At 56.0% G+C, this 19845-nt stretch carries 20 protein-coding genes, 1 pseudogene and 1 CRISPR repeat array; of the genes and pseudogenes, 7 read left to right on the top strand and 14 right to left on the bottom strand.

The features are described from left to right. Positions 1 to 40: 40 nt before the first annotated feature. Positions 41 to 1389: direct repeats of the CRISPR family, unit length 29 nt; unit sequence GTTAGCTGCCGCCCAGGCAGCTCAGAAAA. A gap of 84 nt (positions 1390 to 1473) precedes the next feature. Continuing rightward, positions 1474 to 1806, bottom strand: coding sequence for a hypothetical protein (locus AC13CY_RS08325; protein ID WP_172515229.1), 333 nt, complete (start codon positions 1804 to 1806; stop codon positions 1474 to 1476). 14 nt (positions 1807 to 1820) lie between these two features. Then, on the bottom strand, positions 1821 to 2114 hold the full coding sequence (locus AC13CY_RS08320) for a hypothetical protein (protein ID WP_152621775.1): 294 nt from the start codon (positions 2112 to 2114) through the stop codon (positions 1821 to 1823). A 665-nt stretch (positions 2115 to 2779) separates the two neighbouring features. Between AC13CY_RS08320 and glnA the strand changes: the two genes are divergently transcribed. The 4 genes from glnA (at position 2780) to ntrC (ending at position 7531) form a co-directional block, all read left to right on the top strand. Further along, positions 2780 to 4186, top strand: coding sequence for a glutamate--ammonia ligase (glnA, locus tag AC13CY_RS08315; protein ID WP_074211174.1), 1407 nt, complete (start codon positions 2780 to 2782; stop codon positions 4184 to 4186). 119 nt (positions 4187 to 4305) lie between these two features. Continuing rightward, the gene (locus tag AC13CY_RS08310) at positions 4306 to 4839 is read left to right on the top strand and encodes a DUF4124 domain-containing protein (protein WP_062361871.1); all 534 of its coding nucleotides are present in this window, start codon (positions 4306 to 4308) and stop codon (positions 4837 to 4839) included. Positions 4840 to 5045: 206 nt separating this feature from the next. Further along, a complete protein-coding gene (gene glnL / locus AC13CY_RS08305) occupies positions 5046 to 6104 on the top strand; it encodes a nitrogen regulation protein NR(II) (RefSeq protein ID WP_062361867.1) in 1059 nt (352 codons plus the stop codon). Continuing rightward, the gene (gene ntrC / locus AC13CY_RS08300) at positions 6101 to 7531 is read left to right on the top strand and encodes a nitrogen regulation protein NR(I) (protein WP_054641592.1); all 1431 of its coding nucleotides are present in this window, start codon (positions 6101 to 6103) and stop codon (positions 7529 to 7531) included. Before glnL ends, ntrC begins: the two co-directional genes overlap by 4 nt. Here ntrC and AC13CY_RS08295 read toward each other — a convergent pair. The 11 genes and pseudogenes from AC13CY_RS08295 to ugpB form a co-directional block, all read right to left on the bottom strand. Beyond that, entirely contained in the window at positions 7528 to 7752 is a 225-nt protein-coding gene (locus AC13CY_RS08295) for a hypothetical protein (RefSeq protein ID WP_062361864.1), read from the bottom strand. The two genes, ntrC and AC13CY_RS08295, sit on opposite strands and share 4 nt — an antisense overlap. 4 nt (positions 7753 to 7756) lie before the next feature. Beyond that, positions 7757 to 7924, bottom strand: a complete 168-nt coding sequence (locus AC13CY_RS08290) for a DUF6435 family protein (protein ID WP_128082440.1) — start codon at positions 7922 to 7924, stop codon at positions 7757 to 7759. A 96-nt stretch (positions 7925 to 8020) separates the two neighbouring features. Continuing rightward, positions 8021 to 8548: an alpha/beta fold hydrolase gene (locus AC13CY_RS08285; protein WP_172515724.1), complete on the bottom strand. Its 528-nt coding sequence runs from the start codon at positions 8546 to 8548 to the stop codon at positions 8021 to 8023. A 5-nt stretch (positions 8549 to 8553) separates the two neighbouring features. Further along, the gene (locus AC13CY_RS08280; RefSeq protein ID WP_044628799.1) at positions 8554 to 8685 is read right to left on the bottom strand and encodes an entericidin A/B family lipoprotein; all 132 of its coding nucleotides are present in this window, start codon (positions 8683 to 8685) and stop codon (positions 8554 to 8556) included. A gap of 936 nt (positions 8686 to 9621) precedes the next feature. Beyond that, positions 9622 to 10161, bottom strand: a complete 540-nt coding sequence (locus tag AC13CY_RS08275; RefSeq protein ID WP_058578628.1) for a phosphatase PAP2 family protein — start codon at positions 10159 to 10161, stop codon at positions 9622 to 9624. Continuing rightward, positions 10124 to 11287, bottom strand: coding sequence for a glycosyltransferase family 4 protein (locus AC13CY_RS08270; RefSeq protein WP_054641591.1), 1164 nt, complete (start codon positions 11285 to 11287; stop codon positions 10124 to 10126). The genes AC13CY_RS08275 and AC13CY_RS08270 overlap by 38 nt, the downstream gene beginning before the upstream one ends. Positions 11288 to 11395: 108 nt before the next feature. After that, positions 11396 to 11626, bottom strand: a pseudogene (locus tag AC13CY_RS08265) (transposase); the annotation flags it as partial. 94 nt (positions 11627 to 11720) lie between these two features. After that, positions 11721 to 12776: a sn-glycerol-3-phosphate import ATP-binding protein UgpC gene (locus tag AC13CY_RS08260; RefSeq protein WP_062361860.1), complete on the bottom strand. Its 1056-nt coding sequence runs from the start codon at positions 12774 to 12776 to the stop codon at positions 11721 to 11723. Between the two features lie 2 nt (positions 12777 to 12778). Next, the gene (gene ugpE / locus AC13CY_RS08255) at positions 12779 to 13621 is read right to left on the bottom strand and encodes a sn-glycerol-3-phosphate ABC transporter permease UgpE (protein WP_044628794.1); all 843 of its coding nucleotides are present in this window, start codon (positions 13619 to 13621) and stop codon (positions 12779 to 12781) included. Between the two features lie 27 nt (positions 13622 to 13648). Beyond that, positions 13649 to 14533, bottom strand: coding sequence for a sn-glycerol-3-phosphate ABC transporter permease UgpA (gene ugpA / locus AC13CY_RS08250; RefSeq protein WP_044628793.1), 885 nt, complete (start codon positions 14531 to 14533; stop codon positions 13649 to 13651). A gap of 98 nt (positions 14534 to 14631) precedes the next feature. After that, the gene (ugpB, locus tag AC13CY_RS08245) at positions 14632 to 15957 is read right to left on the bottom strand and encodes a sn-glycerol-3-phosphate ABC transporter substrate-binding protein UgpB (protein ID WP_289094802.1); all 1326 of its coding nucleotides are present in this window, start codon (positions 15955 to 15957) and stop codon (positions 14632 to 14634) included. Positions 15958 to 16159: 202 nt separating this feature from the next. Between ugpB and argE the strand changes: the two genes are divergently transcribed. Next, positions 16160 to 17329, top strand: a complete 1170-nt coding sequence (argE, locus tag AC13CY_RS08240; protein ID WP_483052449.1) for an acetylornithine deacetylase — start codon at positions 16160 to 16162, stop codon at positions 17327 to 17329. A gap of 82 nt (positions 17330 to 17411) precedes the next feature. Here the strand turns inward: argE and AC13CY_RS08235 are convergent, their stop codons facing one another. After that, on the bottom strand, positions 17412 to 17723 hold the full coding sequence (locus tag AC13CY_RS08235) for a hypothetical protein (protein ID WP_044628790.1): 312 nt from the start codon (positions 17721 to 17723) through the stop codon (positions 17412 to 17414). 155 nt (positions 17724 to 17878) lie between these two features. Here AC13CY_RS08235 and AC13CY_RS08230 point away from each other — a divergent pair, with 155 nt between their 5' ends. Beyond that, positions 17879 to 18346 carry a YchJ family protein gene (locus tag AC13CY_RS08230; RefSeq protein ID WP_058578622.1) on the top strand — a complete coding sequence of 156 codons (468 nt, stop codon included), beginning with the start codon at positions 17879 to 17881 and terminating at the stop codon, positions 18344 to 18346. Between the two features lie 276 nt (positions 18347 to 18622). Next, positions 18623 to 19759, top strand: a complete 1137-nt coding sequence (locus AC13CY_RS08225) for an RNA-guided endonuclease InsQ/TnpB family protein (protein WP_213262896.1) — start codon at positions 18623 to 18625, stop codon at positions 19757 to 19759. Positions 19760 to 19845: the final 86 nt, after the last annotated feature.

Raw genomic sequence — 19845 nt, 5'->3', positions numbered from 1 at the left:
CTCAGAAAGAACCCGTTTGACCGCCGCGTGGACGGTTTGCGTTAGCTGCCGCCCAGGCAGCTCAGAAAATTTCCGGCGATATGCACGGAGTCCCGCTTGAGTTAGCTGCCGCCCAGGCAGCTCAGAAAAGTGTACCAAGCGGCGGCAAACTCCCAATTTCGTTAGCTGCCGCCCAGGCAGCTCAGAAATGGTCGAGCGCCGACAGAATCCCCGGATAGGAGTTAGCTGCCGCCCAGGCAGCTCAGAAATTGGGGAAAAGCCGCACCCACTGGTTGCACAAGTTAGCTGCCGCCCAGGCAGCTCAGAAATGGTCAGCATCACCGCCGTTCTGGCATCCGCCGTTAGCTGCCGCCCAGGCAGCTCAGAAATCGTACAGCTCCTTGGCAAGCCAGCCGAAGCCGTTAGCTGCCGCCCAGGCAGCTCAGAAAATGCAGCAATTCGTGGAAGGCGTAGCCGAACAGTTAGCTGCCGCCCAGGCAGCTCAGAAAAGCTATCTGGTAGAGAACCAGGCTATTGAACTGTTAGCTGCCGCCCAGGCAGCTCAGAAAACCGCCGGACACCCGCGAAACCAAGCAACCGAGTTAGCTGCCGCCCAGGCAGCTCAGAAAATCCAAAAAGGCCAGCTTGTTCGGTGCTCACTGTTAGCTGCCGCCCAGGCAGCTCAGAAAACCGGCATCGGCGGCGCTGTCGCTGAGTATGTGTTAGCTGCCGCCCAGGCAGCTCAGAAAACCCGCATCGAGCGCCCAGAACTGCCCGCGATGTTAGCTGCCGCCCAGGCAGCTCAGAAAGTACACGCGGTAGAGCAGGGCGTCCAACGTTTGTTAGCTGCCGCCCAGGCAGCTCAGAAAATCATCGCTCGCGTGTCGCTGTTCGACATAATGTTAGCTGCCGCCCAGGCAGCTCAGAAAGCATGAAAATTATTGAGCCGCTACAGCCCAATGTTAGCTGCCGCCCAGGCAGCTCAGAAATGGGCCACGCTCTTGCCTGCTTAGCTATTTTGGTTAGCTGCCGCCCAGGCAGCTCAGAAAAACACAGAGTTACTTTTCCGTCTTCCATTCTTGTTAGCTGCCGCCCAGGCAGCTCAGAAAATCTTGAGGTCATGTAATAAGCTCCTCTGGAAGTTAGCTGCCGCCCAGGCAGCTCAGAAAAACCTTGGCATCTACGCCAACTCGCTGTGCTGGTTAGCTGCCGCCCAGGCAGCTCAGAAAATGGCAGTAAGCTGCGTAGCTGCATCGCCCATGTTCGCTGCCGCCCAGGCAGCTCAGAAACAGCTCACCCGCTAACAGGCGCTTGGTTGTGGGTTCGCTGCCGCCCAGGCAGCTCAGAAAATGGGCCTGAGCTTCGGCATCAAAGACCTGGAGTTCGCTGCCGCCCAGGCAGCTCAGAAATTGAAATATCCAAGAGTGAATGGGCTTTTCTCTTCATTGTGTCGCGGACCGTTGGGTGCGTGGCCGCGCATCAGAAATTCCGCAACTACTCCTTCTCCTCATCCTCATCCTCATCCTCATCCTCTTCCCAGCGTTCGATGGCGCGTTTGTCGTCGGGGAGTCGCACCATATCGCCCACGTTGAGATTTTGGTGTGACTGAAAGCGGTGGCCGCGTTGGTCGAGAATGGCGGCCACGCTGCCAATGCTCACGGCATCTTCTTCGCGGTAGGCTTCTACTTTGACCCGCACAATGCGGCCTTGGTAACGGGCGGAAAGCACGGCACCTGGGTAGGGGGGGGGCGTGTGTTCGGGGTCGTCCTTGAAGAGGGCTGCTATGCTGGCGCTGCCAGGCTCGTCCCATTCAATGTGCTTGTGCATGGTGAGCGTCCTTACTATGGGTGAATAAAAATAAGAAGGCTCGTTAAGTGTAGTGTGCGTTGGCAGAACTCGGCCAATCTAATCAAGAGCGCGTCTAGCGCTAGGGTGTGTAGCTGTGGGTAGAGTAGGTACCACAGCTGTGCTGCCAGGGGCTGTTTATCCAGCGCAATCATCACCCATTCCGCTTGGCTCACATAGGCTGCCCGGTTGATCCGTGCGCTTAGCGTTTGCGAGGGCGTGATTAAGCAGTGCACATGGTAGCGCTGCTCAATGGGCGATAGCCGCTCATCTATCTGATTGCATGTCACAATTATTGGCACCACATGCTCTGCAAGGCCCGGCTCTCGGATGGAACGTAGGTGTCGCGGTAGCAAGGCTCCTGTCACTGTTGCGTCAACGATAAAGCAAACCGTACCCATGTAAGCGGCTTCATTTGTTATGAAGCATGTCTGAAAGTGATTTATTGTAGATGTTGGTTTATTTACGTATCAAGATAAAGTTTTCTGACGGTAGCTCGCTAGGCGCTGGGTTTTTTGAACCAACCTGGTGCACTGATACCTTTTTATGAGCTTTTATGGTGCGCCAATAAAAAATAAAGGCGCTTTTGTGCGCAACCAAAAGGCCTTTGCTACATGAAGAGGCATCTCTCCATAGGTTTTTGTATTTTAAAAACAAAGCATTATAAATTTTTGATGCCATAATGGTGCAGAGTTGGCATGCTCTGTGCTTATACATTGTAGATGGTTTTGTCACCAGCTATTAGATCGTATGCAGAAGCCTCTCGGCATGCTACAACGATAGCCGGTCTGAAATGATCGCTGGGCGTTTTGTTGTCCATCGTCAGGCAAACGTTAAGCGAACAAAAAAGACAAACGCGCCACATGCAGCTGCGTGTTGAACGGTTTGTTGAATAACACTTTTATCGATAGCTTACAGTTACAAGCTTTAAGCCACGCTCATACCGGAGGACACTATGTCAGCCAAGACTCTCGCGCTAATCGAAGAACATGATGTTAAGTGGGTAGACCTGCGTTTCACCGACACGCGCGGTAAAGAGCAGCACGTCACCGTACCGGCACGCGACGTGAATGAAGAGTTTTTTGAAAACGGCCAAATGTTTGACGGCTCTTCTATTGAAGGCTGGAAAGGCATTAATGAATCCGACATGATCCTGCGTCCGGAAGACGGCACCGGCTTCCTGGACCCCTTCACCGAAGACGCTACCCTGATCCTGCGTTGCGACATCATCGAGCCTGCTACCATGCAGGGCTATGATCGCGACCCGCGCTCTATCGCTAAGCGTGCAGAAGCTTACCTGCAGTCTACCGGTCTGGGCGACACCGCCTTCTTCGGCCCAGAGCCGGAATTCTTCATCTTTGACGAAGTGCACTGGAAGTCCGATATCCAGGGCTCTATGTACAAAATCACGTCTGATGAAGGCGCTTGGGCAACTGACAATAAAGTAGAAGGCGGCAACCTGGGTCACCGTCCGCGCGTGAAAGGCGGCTACTTCCCGGTTCCTCCGGTCGATAGTTTCCACGATATCCGTGGCGCGATGTGTAACACCCTGGAAGCGATTGGCCAGACCGTGGAAGTTCACCACCACGAAGTTGCCAACGCGGGTCAGAACGAAATCGGCGTTAAATTCAACACGCTGGTGAAGAAAGCTGACGAAGTTCAGGAAATGAAGTACGTGATCCACAACGTGGCGCACGCTTACGGCAAAACCGCTACCTTCATGCCGAAACCGCTGGTAGGCGACAACGGTTCTGGTATGCACGTACACCAGTCGTTCTGGAAAGATGGTCAGAACCAGTTCGCTGGCGATGAGTACGCTGGCCTGTCTGAAATGGCGCTGTACTACATCGGCGGTATCATCAAGCACGCCCGTGCTCTGAACGCCTTTACCAACGCGTCTACCAACTCGTACAAGCGTCTGGTACCGGGCTTCGAAGCACCGGTCATGCTGGCCTACAGTGCCCGTAACCGTTCAGCTTCTATCCGTATTCCTTACACCGCTAGCCCGAAAGGCAAGCGTGTAGAGACTCGCTTCCCTGATCCGACTGCTAACCCCTACCTGGCGTTTGCAGCGATGCTGATGGCGGGTATCGACGGTATCAAGAACAAGATCCACCCTGGCGATGCCATGGACAAGAACCTGTACGACCTGCCGCCGGAAGAAGGCAAGTCCGTACCGACCGTTGCCAACAGCCTGGACCAAGCACTGGAAGCACTCGATGCTGACCGTGCTTTCCTGACCGAAGGCGGCGTATTTACTGAGGAAATGATCGATGCCTACATCGAGCTGAAGATGGAAGAAGTGGAGCGCATTCGCATGACCACTCACCCGATCGAGTTCGACATGTACTACTCTTGCTAAGAACGGTTGCTAAACACCGTTTTAACAAGAGTGCTAACATCACCCTTGCGGTGTGATTAGCCTGAAAAACCCCGCCTCGGCGGGGTTCTTTGTTGGAGCAACATAAGGGTGAGAAAGTAATGATCAGTAGATGGCGTTTGCGTCAAAAAAGTGGTTTGTCCACAGGGGCTGCGCTACTGCTGGGCTTGTGGGTAAGCGCTGCGCAGGCTCAAACGGTGTATCGTGTGGTGGATGCGCAGGGCAACGTGACGTTTACTGACAACCCAGAGCGTGGTGGTAAAGCGATCACGCTGGCCCCGCTGCAGAGCGTGCCTACCGCTGCTCGGCCTGCTTCTCTGTCTCCCCGCGCCAAGGGGAATCCTGGCCAACCGTTTATGCCCTATGACCGCTTTGCGATTGCTAACCCAGCGGCGGGGGCCTCGTTGCGAAATAATATGACGCCGGTTGAAGTGGCGGTTTCGCCGCCGCTACGCGACGACCACCAAATTCAACTGCTCGTGAATGGCGAACTAAGCCAATCTGCCCTGCATAGCGATGCGTTCTGGCTGGCGGGCTTGCCAGCGGGCCAACACCAGCTGCAGGCCGAACTGTTGGATAGCCAAGGGCGTATTCAACACCGCACCGATCCGGTGACTATTTTTATTGCTGAATAGTGCAATGCACTACAATGGTGCATAGGAGTATCTGAATTTGTTCGGCAGTGCGCTATAACGGCTCGCTGTGCCCACACCGGCTGCCCATCAGCCGTGCATGCCGCCGTTTGTGCTTAATTGGCGCGCTTTTTGCAGTTCCTCTCTCAACGATCCCATCACGCTAGTGTTCATCACACTATTATTAGAGCGACGTTTCAGGACACGCCATGTATCAGCGCTTATTAGAACATCTCACCACCGCAGTGCTACTGCTCGACGGTGAACTCCGTGTCCGCTGGATGAACCCAGCGGCGGAAGCGCTGCTAGCGGTGAGCTTTAGCCGTGTGCAGGGTATTAGTCTAGACACCTTGCTAGGCGGTGGGGAAAGTATTGATGAGGTATTGGCCAAAGCGCGGGATGCCTTTCACCCCTATACCCAGCGGGAAGCGCGTATCACGCCGCTCAATAGTGAGCCGCTCACGGTGGACTATACGGTAACGCCCCTCTCAGCCGATGAGCTACTGCTGGAAGTCGAGCCGAGAGACCGCTTGATGCAGATCTCCCGCGAAGAGGCGCTCACCACCCGCCAAGAGACCATTAAGGTGCTGGCGCGGGGCTTGGCCCACGAGGTGAAAAACCCATTAGGCGGCATTCGCGGTGCGGCGCAACTGCTGGAGCGTGATTTAGACGACCCGGCGCTGCGGGAATTTACCCATATCATCGTCGAAGAAGTAGACCGCTTACGAGATTTGGTTGATTCCATGCTGGGCCCGAACCGCATCATTAAACATGAGCCGGTCAATATCCATAAAGTGCTGGAGCGAGTGCGAGCGCTGCTGATTGCCGAGCATCCCCATGTCACCGTCAACCGCGATTACGACCCCAGCCTGCCGGATCTTTCCGGTGATGAGTCGCAAATGATTCAGGCGGTATTGAACGTGGCGCGTAACGCGGTGCAGGCCATGAGCGATGCAGAGACCCCCTCACCGGGGCTGATTCTGCGCACCCGCGCCCGGCGCCAGTTCACTTTAGGCGCCGAGCGGCACCGGCTAGTGAGCGAAGTCGGCGTGATTGATAACGGCCCTGGCATTCCTGAAAGCCTACGCGAAACCCTCTTTTACCCGATGGTGTCTGGCCGCGCGGAAGGCAGCGGTTTGGGGCTATCCATTGCTCAGTCAATTTTGTATCAACATCAGGGATTGATCGAATGCGACTCACGACCTGGACATACCGAATTTCGTTTACTGATTCCATTAGTTATTAATTGCACCGGAGAAGCGTCATGACTGAGGCGACACGTACCGATGTTGCACGGGTGGTTATTGTCGATGATGACCGCGCTATCCGTTGGGTGCTGGAGCGCGCACTGGCGCAGCCAGACCTAGAGGTTGAGTGTATTGAGCGTGCCGACACGGCGCTGGCACGGCTGCTGGAAAGCCCACCGGATGTGTTGGTGACCGATATTCGCATGCCGGGGATTGATGGGCTGGATTTAATGTCACGGGTTCGCGAAGCCCACCCGGACCTGCCGGTCATTGTCATGACCGCTCACTCCGATTTAGACAGCGCCGTGGCCTCTTACCAGGGGGGGGCGTTTGAGTACTTGCCCAAGCCGTTTGATGTGGATGAGGCGCTGGCGCTGGTACGCCGTGCGGTAGCCCACGCCCGTGAACGCCAGCGGCCGGTGAGCGTGCCGGAAGGCCTAAGCGCCGAGATCATCGGTGAAGCGCCCGCCATGCAGGAAGTCTTTCGCGCCATTGGGCGGCTCTCCCATTCGCACATTACGGTACTGATTAACGGTGAGTCGGGCACCGGTAAAGAGCGTGTCGCCCAGGCGCTGCATCAGCACAGCCCGAGGGCGGGCAAGCCGTTTATTGCTTTGAATATGGCGGCAATTCCTCGTGACTTAATAGAGTCCGAGCTTTTTGGCCATGAGAAAGGCGCGTTTACTGGGGCGGCTGCCCAGCGCCAAGGGCGCTTCGAGCAGGCCAACGGTGGCACGCTGTTTCTGGATGAAATCGGCGATATGCCCGCCGAGACGCAAACCCGTCTGCTGCGCGTGCTGGCCGACGGCGAGTTTTACCGCGTGGGCGGGCATACCCCGGTAAAAGTTGATGTGCGGATTATCGCGGCAACCCACCAGAACCTAGAGTCGTTGGTAGATGATGGGCGCTTTCGTGAAGACTTGTTCCACCGTCTGAACGTGATTCGCGTTCATCTACCGCGCCTTGCCGAGCGCCGCGAAGATATTCCCCGGCTAACCCGGCATTTTTTGGCCGAAGCGGCGAAAGAGCTTTCCACCGATATCAAAGTGCTGACCCCTGAGGCAGAGGCGCACTTAACCCGGCTGCCGTGGCCCGGCAACGTACGTCAGCTGGAAAATATCTGCCGTTGGTTAACGGTCATGGCCTCTGGCCGGGAAATCCTGGTAGAAGACCTGCCGCCAGAGCTACGCACGGTCGGTGCGTCGGAAAGTAGCGTCCACGGTGATTGGCGTTCAGCATTTCGCGATTGGGCTGATCATGCTTTGGCAGAAGGCCATACGCACCTGCTGGAAGAGGCGGTACCCGATTTCGAGCGCATTATGATTGAAACTGCACTCAAGCATACCGGTGGTCGCAAAGGCGAGGCCGCTGAGCTGCTGGGCTGGGGGCGTAATACGCTTACCCGTAAACTAAAAACGCTGCTGCCTGCGTTGGCGGATGACGCCTAGGGCATCGGCTCGGCGGAAATGGGGGCAGGGAGTACAAACACGGCATCAGCCAGTGTTGGCTCGGGGAGGTCGCACTCAGCCTGTTCCCAGGGCAGCAGGCTGAAAGTGTGTTGAATCCCCAGCCCTTCTAGCTGATGCCCCACACCATGGCGGCAGCTTCCGTAGGCGTGCGTGGTTAAGGTGCCTGTGAGCAGCGCAGCCAAACCCAAACTGATGCGCACCGCGTTAGCCCTCTTGAGCCTTAAGGCGGTTGATGTCGGCAAGAATCTCTTCTGTCAGTGTGGCGTTGGCGCGCATATCGCCGTTGCGGGAAGCTTCCATCGCCGCTTGCAGCTTGCGTTCGTACGCTTGTTGAAGCTTCTTTTTTGGGTCGCGCTTAAATAGTCCAAGCATGTGCACTCTCCTTTTTAACGTATATTTTTTGTATAGGTTTTGGGTGCTTATGTCGACTGCTGTACGCGTTTTTCGTTTTCCATTGCGTTGCTGAGGCTAAACCGGTGGGCGGGCGTCCGCACACTGGGCTAAGAAGCGTGTAAAGTCGTCCAGGATAGTGTCCAGGCTGCTATGCAGGCGATGATCGTCATCAATCATTCGCAGTGACAAGCGCTGTAGGCGGGCACGCTCAATCACTGGGCCTGGGGGTACCACATCATCACGCCAGCCATGAATGATATGCGTATGCTGGGCTTGAATCATCGGTGAGGTCTCTGGGTACTCAGGCAGGCCAAGCGCGGGGGCGAGTAAAAAACAGCCCAACACCGGTGTTTGCGTACTGGCGGCAGCGCTGAGCCAGCCGCCTAAGCTTGAGCCTGCTAATACACAGCGGGCGGGGTCATCACCACGAGCCAGCAGAGTAGCGGTAAGGTGTTTCAATCGCTCGGCTGGCTCGTCCATGCCCCGGTAATCCATGACGACCGGCTCACAGTCATCAAGCTGTTCAGCAATACCCTTGAGCGCCTGCATTTTCAGTGCCCCTGGGCCACTCTCCAAGCCATGTGAAAGGTAGACGGTCATCATCATGGTTAATCCGCCGAACGCTGAATGGCTTCACCACCCTGCTCAATATCCTGGCCCATACCGCGAACTGTGTTACAGCCGCTAATGGTGAGTAGTGTGGCCAGTAAGAGTATGCCAAGCGCAATGGTGCGTTTCATTGGGTCTTTCCTCTCTACTAAATAATGCCCCGCTGGGGCGTCATGTTGTGATGAGTAACATAAGCGCTGTTGGTGCGGGTTGCCACCGGTAAGTAGCCATGAGGTGGAACGTTTTACCAACGCTGCTTATCTCTCCTTAGCATAGATGTGAACCGTGCGCATTTGTCGCATGTGTCAATACTATCCATGTCATCCCTGAGTTTTCTGTCAATTTCGGTTAGGCTGGGCTTTTATTTTTTTGTTTAATTTATTGATATTAAAGATATTTTTTATTTATTGGTATGATTGGCCCAATGCCTGCAGTGTTATAAGTGTTAATACTTATAGTGTCACCATTGATGATTTAACCAATTTCACTGTTAGCAACCAAGTTCCAACCCATCAAAGCGTGAGCAGGCTAATAGGCAGTAGAGGAGGGCAGGAGGCCCAGTAAGCATCATGGACGTGAATGGACTCTTAGCCTGCTCACTCTTATCAGCATAAGGCCGTGCTGATCATCGAAGCCAAGGAGTGGCAGCGATGCAAAACAGCCATCTCGCAACTGTGAGGTGGTTTTTTTGCGTTTATTTTTCAATCATTAATACATTGATTTATATAACGTTTTTTCTCGCCTTAGGGGTGTTGCATAGTTCCTGTACAGATATGCAAAGTATTTTGGTCTATCCTTTCGGGTAAACCAAAATCAGCGGTTATAAGACGTCAACGCATCGGCCGCACACTGACAGGGACAAGCGCTATGGTGATGGTATTGATGTTCTGCATGTTCGTGCTGTTTCTAGGGTTTTCGGGGGGGGGCCTGTACATGATGTTTAAAACATCATTTATGACGGCTACAGAGGATCGCGACGACATGCCGCCTGATATGTAACTGATTGAATAATAAATAAAAAGCCACCCTTTTTTGGGTGGCTTTTGCATGTTGGCATGTAGAGACTCTTACCCCATCCAATAAAGGCTCAGCAGTGCAAAGCCATAGCCCATCACGCCACCAACCAGTACATCGCTGACATAATGCAGCCCCAGCCCCACTCGAGAAATTGCAATGAGTAGGCTGAGTGGAAGAACAATCGGCAGCAGCCAGGGGGTGTGGGCGGCCACTAATACGCTGAACATGACGGCGTGCATGGTGTGGCCACTGGGGAAACTGTAGCGATCTCGAGCGGGTTCACCGCAGTGTACGCCTCCCAGGTAAGTGATAAAGGGGCGCTCTCGGCACAGCTTGGTTTTGACCAGCTTATAAACCGTGACAGCTACCAGGGCGATCAGCGAGTACTGCATCATCCGCCACGTGCCATCAGGTTGAAGCCAGGGCTGGGCAGCAATCAGCAGTACCCACACCGGCCAGTCGCCTAACTTACTGGCTGTTTTCAGCGTTAGCCGCCAGGGGCGGTAGAGCGAGAGATGCGTGACCCGTTGGCAAAACCGCCACTCCCACAGGTCAAGACGATCGAATACGACAAGCGGGCGAGCTCGCATGGTGGGCCTCCTGGGCATGGTGTAGGTAGCGCAGAAACTGCTCAGCAATGCCCGACCAGCTTTGTTCTAGCGCGCGTAAACGGGCAACTCTTCCTATTCGTGCGTAATCGGCGGGGTGTTGGCACAGTGCCACGGCCGCTTCTTGAAAACCGTGGGCGTCGTTAGGCGCTACGGTCACCCCGTTATGGCCGTTTTGGATCAGCTCCGCGCTGGCTGCATGACGATAAGCAACTACCGCCAAGCCGCTTGCCATTGCCTCCGTTACTACGTTGCCCCACGTTTCCGACAGCGAAGGAAATACAAACATATCAGCACTGGCGTAGTGGCAAGCTAGCTCATGTTTATCCACAAATCCGGTGAAATGTGCGTCAGGGAGTGCCTTCTCTAACTGTGCACGCCCTGGGCCATCACCAACGATCACCTGTGCCATATCGGGGCGCACATTGCGCATGGCTTGCAGCGTTTCTTGTAGCAGGGCCAGATTCTTCTCTGGTGCGAGTCGCCCGACATAGAGGGCGACCGGCTGGTGCTCGCTAACTCCCCACTGCTTACGCAGCTCTGCACTACGGTGAGCTGGAGAGAATTTTTCCCCATCAATCCCCCGAGCGAGCACCTGTACTTCATGGATACCCTGTTGGCGTAAAGCTGTGGCTTGCTGATGAGTGGGCACTAGTGTCAGTGCGCAGCCATTGTGAAAGTAGCGCAAATAGCGGCGAGTCGCGGCAGAGAGCCAAGAGGCGCCGTAATCATGGCAGTAATGATCGAAGTTGGTGTGCCAACCTGCCACCAGCGGAATGCTCAACTGTTGCGCTGCCTGGCGAGCTGCCCAGCCGAGCGGGCCTTGGGTGGCTAAATAAATCACATCTGGCCGGTGCTGTTGCCAAAACCGCTGCAACGTGGACGGGCGAGCAAATCCCACCTGAACATCACGATAGCCGGGCAGCGCCAGGTGGTTAACCTGTAGTTCTTGGGTGGCATAGGCGGCACTGCCGGGTGCCTTAGGCTTAGGGCGAATCACATCCATTGTGACGCCCAGCCGCTGCAGCTCACGACATATCCGGTTGAGAGTATGCGCAACGCCGTTAATTTCTGGAGACCATGTTTCGCTAACGATACAGAGCCGCATGAGCGATTCGTCCCTTTATCACGTTTCTCATTATGTTGCGCGGGCACAATGACACTGCCAAGACAGGCAAGTGAACAAGCGATGACAGACAGCCATCATGCAGTAAGTGAGGCGCTGAGTGTTTTTGGCCAGTCCACGATAGCGAGCCTTGCCATAACCAAAAACGTGTTTGATGTACCGAAAGGGGTGCTCCATCTTGGCACGGATACTGGCTTTGATTTTTTCGACTTTCTGTCGCCTGGCATCTCGCTTCTGGCGGGTGCCAGGCCGTTTGGCAATATACCAAGAGACGTCGTTGCGGTGCTTGTGCTCGTCTCTTTTTTGAATACCCAGGTAACCATGCCGGTATCGGCCATGCGAATAGGATTGGGGCATAGCGGTACCGACTGCGCCTTAGGCGAGTAACGTTGTTACCCGCCTAAGGCGCTGCGTACTAATGGGCGGTGCGCTTGCCGGTGGTGCTGTTGAACGGGTGAAGCGCATCGCTGGTCACGTACACCTGCAGCGTTTCACCTTCGCTGACCGGCGGCTGGCCTGCGGTACGCACCACCGTAGGTTGGTCGCTGCCTGCCAAGTTTAGGTAGAGATGGCTCTCTGCCCCGGCGGCTTCAAACAGCATCAAGGTAGCGTTCAACGTTATATAGGGCGCGGCTGGCGGGGCGAGCTGCATATCGTCTGGGCGGATGCCGACGGTATCAGTCTCTTTCGGCAACTGGCTCAGCACGCCCTGGGTATCCTGCTGCGCAAGGTAATCCAGCGGCAGCATGTTCATAGCCGGGGAGCCAATAAATTCCGCCACAAACATAGTGGCCGGACGGGCGTAGATCTCCATCGGGGTGCCCACCTGCTCGATCTGACCAGCATTGAGCACCACGAGCCTATCCCCCAGCGTCATCGCCTCGAGCTGGTCGTGGGTCACATAGAGGCTGGTGGTTTTTAACCGCCGCTGAAGCTGCTTGATCTCAACGCGCATCTGCACGCGCAGCTTAGCATCTAGGTTAGAGAGCGGCTCATCAAACAGAAACGCGGCGGGCTCGCGCACTAACGCACGGCCCATCGCCACCCGCTGGCGCTGGCCGCCGGAGAGCTTGCGTGGTTTGCGCTCCAAAAAGTCCTCAATCTCCAGCATCTTGGCCGCCGTGCGCACCCGCTGGTCGATGTCGTCTTTCTTGAAGCCGCGATTCTTCAGGCCATACGCCAAGTTGTTATACACCGTCATATGCGGGTAGAGGGCGTAGTTTTGGAACACCATGGCGATATCCCGCTCGGCGGGCTCTAGCTGGTTCACTACACGCTCGCCGATTTTTAGGGTGCCCTCGGTGATGGTCTCTAGGCCTGCCACCATGCGCAGCAGGGTGGATTTACCGCAGCCGGAAGGCCCGACCAACACCACAAACTCGCCGTCCTGAATGTGTAAATCGACCCCTTTGACCGCCGCCACGTTGCCCGCGTAGGTTTTTTTCAGCCCTTCCAAGGTAATGCTGGCCATGGTTATTTCTCCGTCTCGGTCAGGCCTTTCACAAACAGGCGTTGCATGAACAAAATCACTAATACCGGCGGCAGAGCCGCCATCACCACGGCGGCCATAATGAGATGCCACTGAGGGTTCTCTTCAGAGGTCATGCGCTGAATGCCCATCACAATGGTGTAGTAGTCCGGGTCGGTGGTGATCAGCAGCGGCCACAGATACTGGTTCCAGCCGTAAATAAACATGATCACGAACAGTGCGGCGATATTGGTGATCGAGAGCGGCATCAAAATGTCTTTGAAGAATTTCAGTGGGCCTGCGCCATCGACCCGCGCGGCTTCCAACATCTCCTCGGGGATGGTCATGAAAAACTGCCGAAACAGAAACGTCGCGGTGGCGGAAGCAATCAGCGGTATCGAAAGCCCCGCGAAGCTGTTTAGCATATTGAGATCTGCAACGACCTGAAATGTCGGAATAATGCGGACTTCGACGGGTAGCATCAGCGTGATGAAAATCAGCCAGAAGAAGAACATCCGAAAGCGGAAGCGGAAGTAGACAATCGCAAACGCGGAAAGCAGCGAGATCGACAGCTTACCCACGGTAATCGCCATGGCCATGATGAAGCTGTTCCATAGCATAGTGCCGGCCGGCGGTGCGCCCGCGTTAGACACGCCGGATTGCCACATGCGAGTAAAGTTTTCGATGCCGTGGGCACCAGGCAGCATCGGCAGCGTGCCGCGCAGCAGGTCGCCCGGCGCTTGGGTAGAGGCTACCAGCGCCACGTAGACGGGAAACACCACCACCGCGACGCCTACCATCAGCGTTAAGTGGGCAAAAAAGTTCGCCCAGGGACGATTTTCAACCATGACAAGACTCCAACAGTCAGCCTGCGGCTAGTAGTTCACCCGGCGCTCAATAAAGCGGAACTGCACCACCGTGAGTGCGACCACAATCACCATCAAAATCACCGACTGCGCGGCAGATGACCCCAGGTTCAGGCCGACAAAGCCATCGGCGTACACCTTGTACACTAGTGTGTTGGTGGCCTGGGCGGGGCCGCCCTGGGTAGTGGCGTGAATAATCCCGAAGGTATCGAACATCGCGTACACCACGTTCACTACCATCAGGAAGAAGGTGGTGGGAGACAGTAGGGGAAACACAATGGTCCAGAAGCGCTTCATGGGGCTGGCACCATCAATGGCGGCGGCTTCGATAAGCGATTGGGGGATCGACTGCAGCCCGGCCAGGAAGAACAGAAAGTTATAGGAGATCTGTTTCCAGGCGGCGGCAAAAATCACCAGCAGCATGGCGTCCGCCCCTGAGGTTCGGTGGTTCCACTGATAGCCCACCATATCCAGCATATAAGGCACGATGCCGATGGAGGGATTGAAGATGAACCACCACAGTACCCCGGCAATGGCGGGGGCAATGGCATAGGGCCATACCAGTAGTGTGGTGTAGGTGCTGCGCGAGCGAATCATGCGATTCACCGTGCAGGCCAGCAGCAGCGCCGCCGCCATGGACAGCAGCGTGGTGCCAATGGCAAAAATGGCCGTCACCGAGAGCGAGTTGAGATAGTTGCCGTCACGAAACAGGCGGGAAAAATTCTCCAGCCCCACGAAGGTCGTGCGTAGCCCAAAAGCATCTTCACGAAGTAGCGACTGATAGAGCGCTTGTCCGGCCGGCCAGATAAAGAAAATCAGCGTGACAATGACCTGAGGAGCCAGCAGGGCGTAGGGCAAAAAACGCCCTGGGAAGGTCATGCGTTTGGTTTGCATAGGCAACGTATCCTGCGTCTATAAACGGCACCAATAAGTGGGGCACTTAAAAACAGGCTCGCCGCCTGCCAAGGGCAGGCGGCGAAGCAGGTGCTTACTTACTGATTCGCGGATTCAAAGTCGCGCAGTAGTTGGTTGCCGCGCTCTACTGCCGCATCGGCCGCTTCTTGGCCCGACTTGTTGCCGGTCATCACAGCTTCCATCTCTTCAGAGATGATGTCGCGGATCTGGACGAAGTTGCCAAAGCGCAGGCCTTTGGAGTTCTCGGTGGGCTCGTTCAGCGTCATCTGCTTGAGCGAAATATCCGCACCGGGGTTCTCATCGTAGTAACCCTGCTCTTGGCTCAGATCCCAAGCGGCTTGCGTGATCGGCAGGTAGCCGGTCTGCTGGTGCCACTCGGCCTGAACTTCCGGCTGGGAGAGATACTCGAAAAACGCTGCTACGGCGGCGTACTCCTCATCGGTGTGGCCTTGCAAAGCCCACAAGGTAGCCCCGCCAATGATGGAGTTTTGCGGCGCACCTTCTACGTCGTCGTAGTAGGGCTGCATGCCAAAGCCCACTTCGAAGTCGGCATTGGCAGCGACGTCGGCACGGGAAGCAGAGGAGCCAAAGAAGATCGCGCACTCCTGGGAGTAGAACATGGGTTCGGCATCCGGGCCAGAACCCGGGCCGCCCCATTTGAACGCGCCAGCGTCTTGCCAGGTTTTCAGGTTGTCCCAGTGGCGGGCGACCAGCTCGTTGTTGAAGTTCAGCTCGGTTTCCATGCCGCCAAAGCCGTTTTCCAGCGTACCCAACGGCGAGTTGTGCATAGCGGAGAAGTTCTCCAGCATCACCCAGCTCGGCCAAGAGGTGGTAAAGCCGCAGTTGGCCGCACCCGATTCGGTAATTTGAGTGGCGTACTCTGCGAGCTCTTCCCAGGTTTGCGGCGGCTGTTCTGGGTCTAGGCCAGCTTCCTCAAACGCATCACGGTTGTAGTACATGATGGGCGTGGAGGAGTTAAACGGGAACGACAGCATATTGCCGTTGGTATCGGTGTAGTAGCCCACCACGGCGGGCAGGAAGGCTTCGCGATCAAACGCACGGCCATGAGCTTCCATCAGCTCATACACCGGATAAATCGCCCCTTCGGCGTTCATCATGGTGCCGGTGCCGACTTCAAACACCTGCAGGATGTGCGGCTGCTCGCCTGCGCGGAACGCTGCAATGGCGCCGGTCATGGTTTCGGTGTAGTTGCCGCGGTAGCTGGGCGTCACGCGGTACTCATCTTGAGAAGCATTGAACTCCTCGGTCATGCCTTCCAGAATTTCACCGAGTTGACCGCCCATGGCGTGCCACCAGGTCACTTCGGTAGCGGCATTGGCAGAAACACTTAACGTGGCGGTCGCCACACCGAGGGCAAGCGCGTGCAACGTGAAACGAGACATAACGGCTCCTTGTAGGTCGTGCGCAGTACGTTTATTAAGGTTTTTGGGTGCACTGAATAGTAGAAAGTGTAGATGACGATTTCATGAATGCACGGTGAACTTGTCGTGACGGACAACATTCGGCGAGACGCTGGTAGCGCCCAGTAGGCAAAGGGAATGCGGGGTGCTAGGGTGGCTAAAAAGCCTAACCAACGAGATAAACATGACGAACGTAACTGCGCTGCTGACCCAACTGGTGGCGTTTGATACCACCTCTAGCGAGTCGAACCTGGCGCTGATTGAGTTTGTTGAGCGCTATTTAGCCGATTACGGCGTGACCGCTGAGCGTGTGATGAGCCCCTGCGGTACCAAAGCCAACCTGATTGCGCGCATCGGCCCTGATGCGCCCGGCGGGGTGATGCTTTCCGGGCATACGGATGTGGTGCCCGTCGTAGGGCAGCCATGGAGCAGCGACCCGTTTACCCTGCGCGATGGCGGTGATGGCCGTTTGTATGGCCGCGGCACTTGCGATATGAAGGGCTTTATTGCCTGCGCGCTCGCCATGGTGCCCACCTGGGCGAAGGCACCGCTGAAGCAGCCGATCTACTTCGGCTTCTCTTATGACGAAGAGATCGGCTGCGTGGGCGCCCCCAGCCTGATTAAGCGCTTTTATGAGCACTACTCCACCACGGCCCACGTGATTGTCGGCGAGCCCACCAGCATGCAGCCGGTGGTGGCGCAAAAAGGTGCGACCAACCTGCGTACCACAGTGATTGGCCGTGAAGCGCACAGCAGCCAGGTGAATCAGGGCACGTCCGCGATCCACGTGGCCGCAAGGCTAGTGACGTTCATCGAGGACACTATGGCCGCGCTGGTGGAAGAGGGGCGCGTGGATGAGGCTTTTAACGTGCCGCATACCAGCTTGCATGTGGGTAAAATCAAAGGCGGCACGGCCATTAATATCATGGCTCGGGAGTGCCAGTTCGAGTGGGAAATTCGCCACCTACCCACAGAAACCTTTGAAGAGGTGTACGGGCGCTTTAGCGACTACTGCGCAATGCTCAGTGAGGCGTTAAGTGCTCAGGGCAAAACCGTGGAAATTATTACTGAACCGCTGAACGTGACGGTACCGGGGCTGGCCGACCGAGACAATCAGCAGGTGCTGCGGTTAGCGCAGGATCACCTGCCCAGCGGCTGCTGCCAGCACGCGGTGGCCTATGCGACGGAGGCCGGACAGTTCCAGGGGCAGGGGCTACAAACCATCATTTTAGGGCCGGGCAGCATTACCCAGGCGCACCAGCCCGACGAGTACATTGACACGGCGCAGCTAGACGAGTGCAGTGCCTTCATGCAGCGTTTGGGCCGCGCCATGGAAGCGCCTTTCGCGGGCTAATGGTCGGCTGCTTGCGCCCAATAAAAAACACCCGCCGGTGTCATCGGGCGGGTGTTTTCTTGAGACGCTTACGGTCTGGCTGTTAGTGCTGATGCTGCTCTTCGTAAAGCTCGGCTTTCGCATGGCGCATCACATCTTCGCACGCCTGCTGCTGGGCAAGCTGGGTTAGCAGTCGTTGTGTGACCTCAAACCCTTTGCCCAAGCAGGTATCTATCTCGTCACGGCTCACCTGTGGCGAGACGCTGCAGTCGATTTTTATCGTGCGGCCGCCGCCTTCAAGCCGGTCGGCAAATTCTCTAAGCCGCCACGCGATTCGCTCTTTCCAGTTTGCTGATTCTTCCGCGCCTTCGTTTACGCTAAACGTGCACTGCCATTCCGGTTTGTAAACCTTCATAGGAGAACCTCCACTGCGTTTGGAAAGAATGATCGATCGTGTTGTCGTACTCCGTCTGTCTAGGGATCTTGCTCTGTTACTATACCTAACTCAGGGCTAATACCGAAACAAAACATCTACATCGTTTGCTCCTTGCACAAGCCAGAGCCACTCCTATGACTCACTCATTGCCTAAAAGTTGCCCCTGCGGTAGCAATACTCCGCTGGCAACCTGCTGCCAGCCCTATTATCAAGGGGTCACGCTGCCACCAACTCCCGAAGCGCTGATGCGATCACGATACACTGCTTTCGCGTTGAATCAGCGTGACTACCTACTTGCCACCTGGCATTCCTCGACCCGCCCTCAGCAGCTACCACCCGATCCTGATACTCAGTGGGTTGCGCTCGATATTGTGGCCGCGCCAACCGTGCAAAATGACCAAGGCTCCGTACATTTTCGCGCCACTTTTCGTGAGTCGGGTGGCTGGCATGTGCTAGAGGAAGTCTCGCGTTTTGTACGGGAAGAGGGGCGCTGGTGGTATATCGACGGTACTCCTAGTGTCATGCGTTTAAAACCACGCCGGAATGAGCCTTGCCCTTGTGGCAGTGGGCGAAAATTCAAGGTATGTTGCCAGCAAGGCTAAGTAGTATGAGGCAGGAGAGGGGGTGAACGCTTTGCAGGTACTGTTGACTATTTGCCGTAGGATACTGCTACGCACTTCCTTTGCGGTCGCTCTTGGTATGGGGCTGTCTGCCAGCACCCAAGCGAGTGATCAGGCAGAGCTGAACAGCGCCCCTTTTCCTGCTTCTGATATTACCAAACAGCGCGTAAAGCATCTCCCAGTCGGGCGGTGATACAAGCGCGCACCGCGTAGCGGTGCCAGATTGACTTCGCCTCATTACCCTGATATTTATACAGCATGACAAAGCGTGCCTACAAAGAACGGTTCTACCCCACCTCCGAACAGGCTGAGCTGCTGGCGCAGTCGTTCGGGTGTGCCCGTTTTGTCTGGAATAATACCCTAGCCTATCGCACCGAGGCGTATCAGCAGCGCGGTGAATCGGTCTCGCACTCATCGGCGGAAAAGCGACTGGTGGGCTTAAAGGCGGAGTTTCCGTGGTTGCGGGATGTTTCCAGCGTGATCCTGCAGCAAACGCTCCGCGACCAGAAAGCCGCCTTCGACAACTTCTTCAACCCAAAGCTCAAGGCGCGCTACCCACGTTTCAAGCGCAAGGATTGCCGGCAGTCGATCCGGCTGACCAAGGCCGCGTTCCGCTATCGGGATGGTGAGATCACTATCGCAAAAGCGAAGACGCGGTTACCCATCCGATGGAGCCGGTCACTACCCTCTGCACCCTCTACCATCACGATTTCACGCGATCGTGCTGGACGCTACTTCATCAGTTGTCTGTGTGATTTCGTGCCAAAAGCGCTTCCGGTCACGCGCAAAACGGTCGGCATTGACCTCGGCTTGAGCGATTTGTTCATTACCAGTGACGGCGCAAAATCGGGCAATCCGCGTCACCTGAAACGCTACGAGGCGAAGCTGGCCTGCTTGCAGCGCCGGTTGGCGAAAAAACAGACAGGTTCAAACAACCGCAACAAACACCGTTGGAAAGTGGCACGGCTACATGCCAAGATCGCCGACTGTCGCCGTGACGCTACCCACAAAGCGACCCGCGCACTCATTAACGAAAACCAAGTCCTGTGCGTCGAGTCACTTAATATCATTGGTATGATCAAGAATAGACGGCTTTCTAAATCCATTAGCGATGCCGGGTGGGGTGAGTTCGTCCGGCAACTGGAATACAAGGCCGCCTGGGCGGGGCGCCAACTGGTGAAAGTGAGCCAGTGGTTCCCCAGCAGCAAGCGGTGTCATGGCTGTGGCTACAAGGTTGAGAAACTGCCGCTGTCGCAACGTCACTGGCACTGCGAAAGCTGCGGCTATCCCATTGACCGCGACATCAACGCGGCCAGGAATATACAAACCGCCGGGCTGGCGGGGTTAGCCTGTGGAGCGACCGGAGCGGAGGGCAGCGGCCTAGCTGCTATCTAGTGAAGGCGTGTGGAAGCAGGAAGGTTCTGGGGGTGATCTCAGAACCCTCGCCCAAAGCGCGAAGCGCGGCGGGCGGGGAGTGTCAG

The organism is Vreelandella sp. L-15, from assembly GCF_056857635.1.
The sequence above is the reverse complement of the archived record's forward strand: the minus strand, read 5'-3'. Positions and strand labels throughout refer to the sequence as shown.

What these genes read in the sequence shown, in the direction of transcription:
- AC13CY_RS08325 (WP_172515229.1), bottom strand. Translation starts at nt 1,806, where the DNA reads ATGCACAAGCACATTGAATGGGACGAGCCTGGCAGCGCCAGCATAGCA.
- glnA (WP_074211174.1), top strand. Translation starts at nt 2,780, where the DNA reads ATGTCAGCCAAGACTCTCGCGCTAATCGAAGAACATGATGTTAAGTGG.
- AC13CY_RS08310 (WP_062361871.1), top strand. Translation starts at nt 4,306, where the DNA reads ATGATCAGTAGATGGCGTTTGCGTCAAAAAAGTGGTTTGTCCACAGGG.
- glnL (WP_062361867.1), top strand. Translation starts at nt 5,046, where the DNA reads ATGTATCAGCGCTTATTAGAACATCTCACCACCGCAGTGCTACTGCTC.
- ntrC (WP_054641592.1), top strand. Translation starts at nt 6,101, where the DNA reads ATGACTGAGGCGACACGTACCGATGTTGCACGGGTGGTTATTGTCGAT.
- AC13CY_RS08290 (WP_128082440.1), bottom strand. Translation starts at nt 7,924, where the DNA reads ATGCTTGGACTATTTAAGCGCGACCCAAAAAAGAAGCTTCAACAAGCG.
- AC13CY_RS08285 (WP_172515724.1), bottom strand. Translation starts at nt 8,548, where the DNA reads ATGATGACCGTCTACCTTTCACATGGCTTGGAGAGTGGCCCAGGGGCA.
- AC13CY_RS08280 (WP_044628799.1), bottom strand. Translation starts at nt 8,685, where the DNA reads ATGAAACGCACCATTGCGCTTGGCATACTCTTACTGGCCACACTACTC.
- AC13CY_RS08275 (WP_058578628.1), bottom strand. Translation starts at nt 10,161, where the DNA reads ATGCGAGCTCGCCCGCTTGTCGTATTCGATCGTCTTGACCTGTGGGAG.
- AC13CY_RS08270 (WP_054641591.1), bottom strand. Translation starts at nt 11,287, where the DNA reads ATGCGGCTCTGTATCGTTAGCGAAACATGGTCTCCAGAAATTAACGGC.
- AC13CY_RS08260 (WP_062361860.1), bottom strand. Translation starts at nt 12,776, where the DNA reads ATGGCCAGCATTACCTTGGAAGGGCTGAAAAAAACCTACGCGGGCAAC.
- ugpE (WP_044628794.1), bottom strand. Translation starts at nt 13,621, where the DNA reads ATGGTTGAAAATCGTCCCTGGGCGAACTTTTTTGCCCACTTAACGCTG.
- ugpA (WP_044628793.1), bottom strand. Translation starts at nt 14,533, where the DNA reads ATGCAAACCAAACGCATGACCTTCCCAGGGCGTTTTTTGCCCTACGCC.
- ugpB (WP_289094802.1), bottom strand. Translation starts at nt 15,957, where the DNA reads ATGTCTCGTTTCACGTTGCACGCGCTTGCCCTCGGTGTGGCGACCGCC.
- argE (WP_483052449.1), top strand. Translation starts at nt 16,160, where the DNA reads ATGACGAACGTAACTGCGCTGCTGACCCAACTGGTGGCGTTTGATACC.
- AC13CY_RS08235 (WP_044628790.1), bottom strand. Translation starts at nt 17,723, where the DNA reads ATGAAGGTTTACAAACCGGAATGGCAGTGCACGTTTAGCGTAAACGAA.
- AC13CY_RS08230 (WP_058578622.1), top strand. Translation starts at nt 17,879, where the DNA reads ATGACTCACTCATTGCCTAAAAGTTGCCCCTGCGGTAGCAATACTCCG.
- AC13CY_RS08225 (WP_213262896.1), top strand. Translation starts at nt 18,623, where the DNA reads ATGACAAAGCGTGCCTACAAAGAACGGTTCTACCCCACCTCCGAACAG.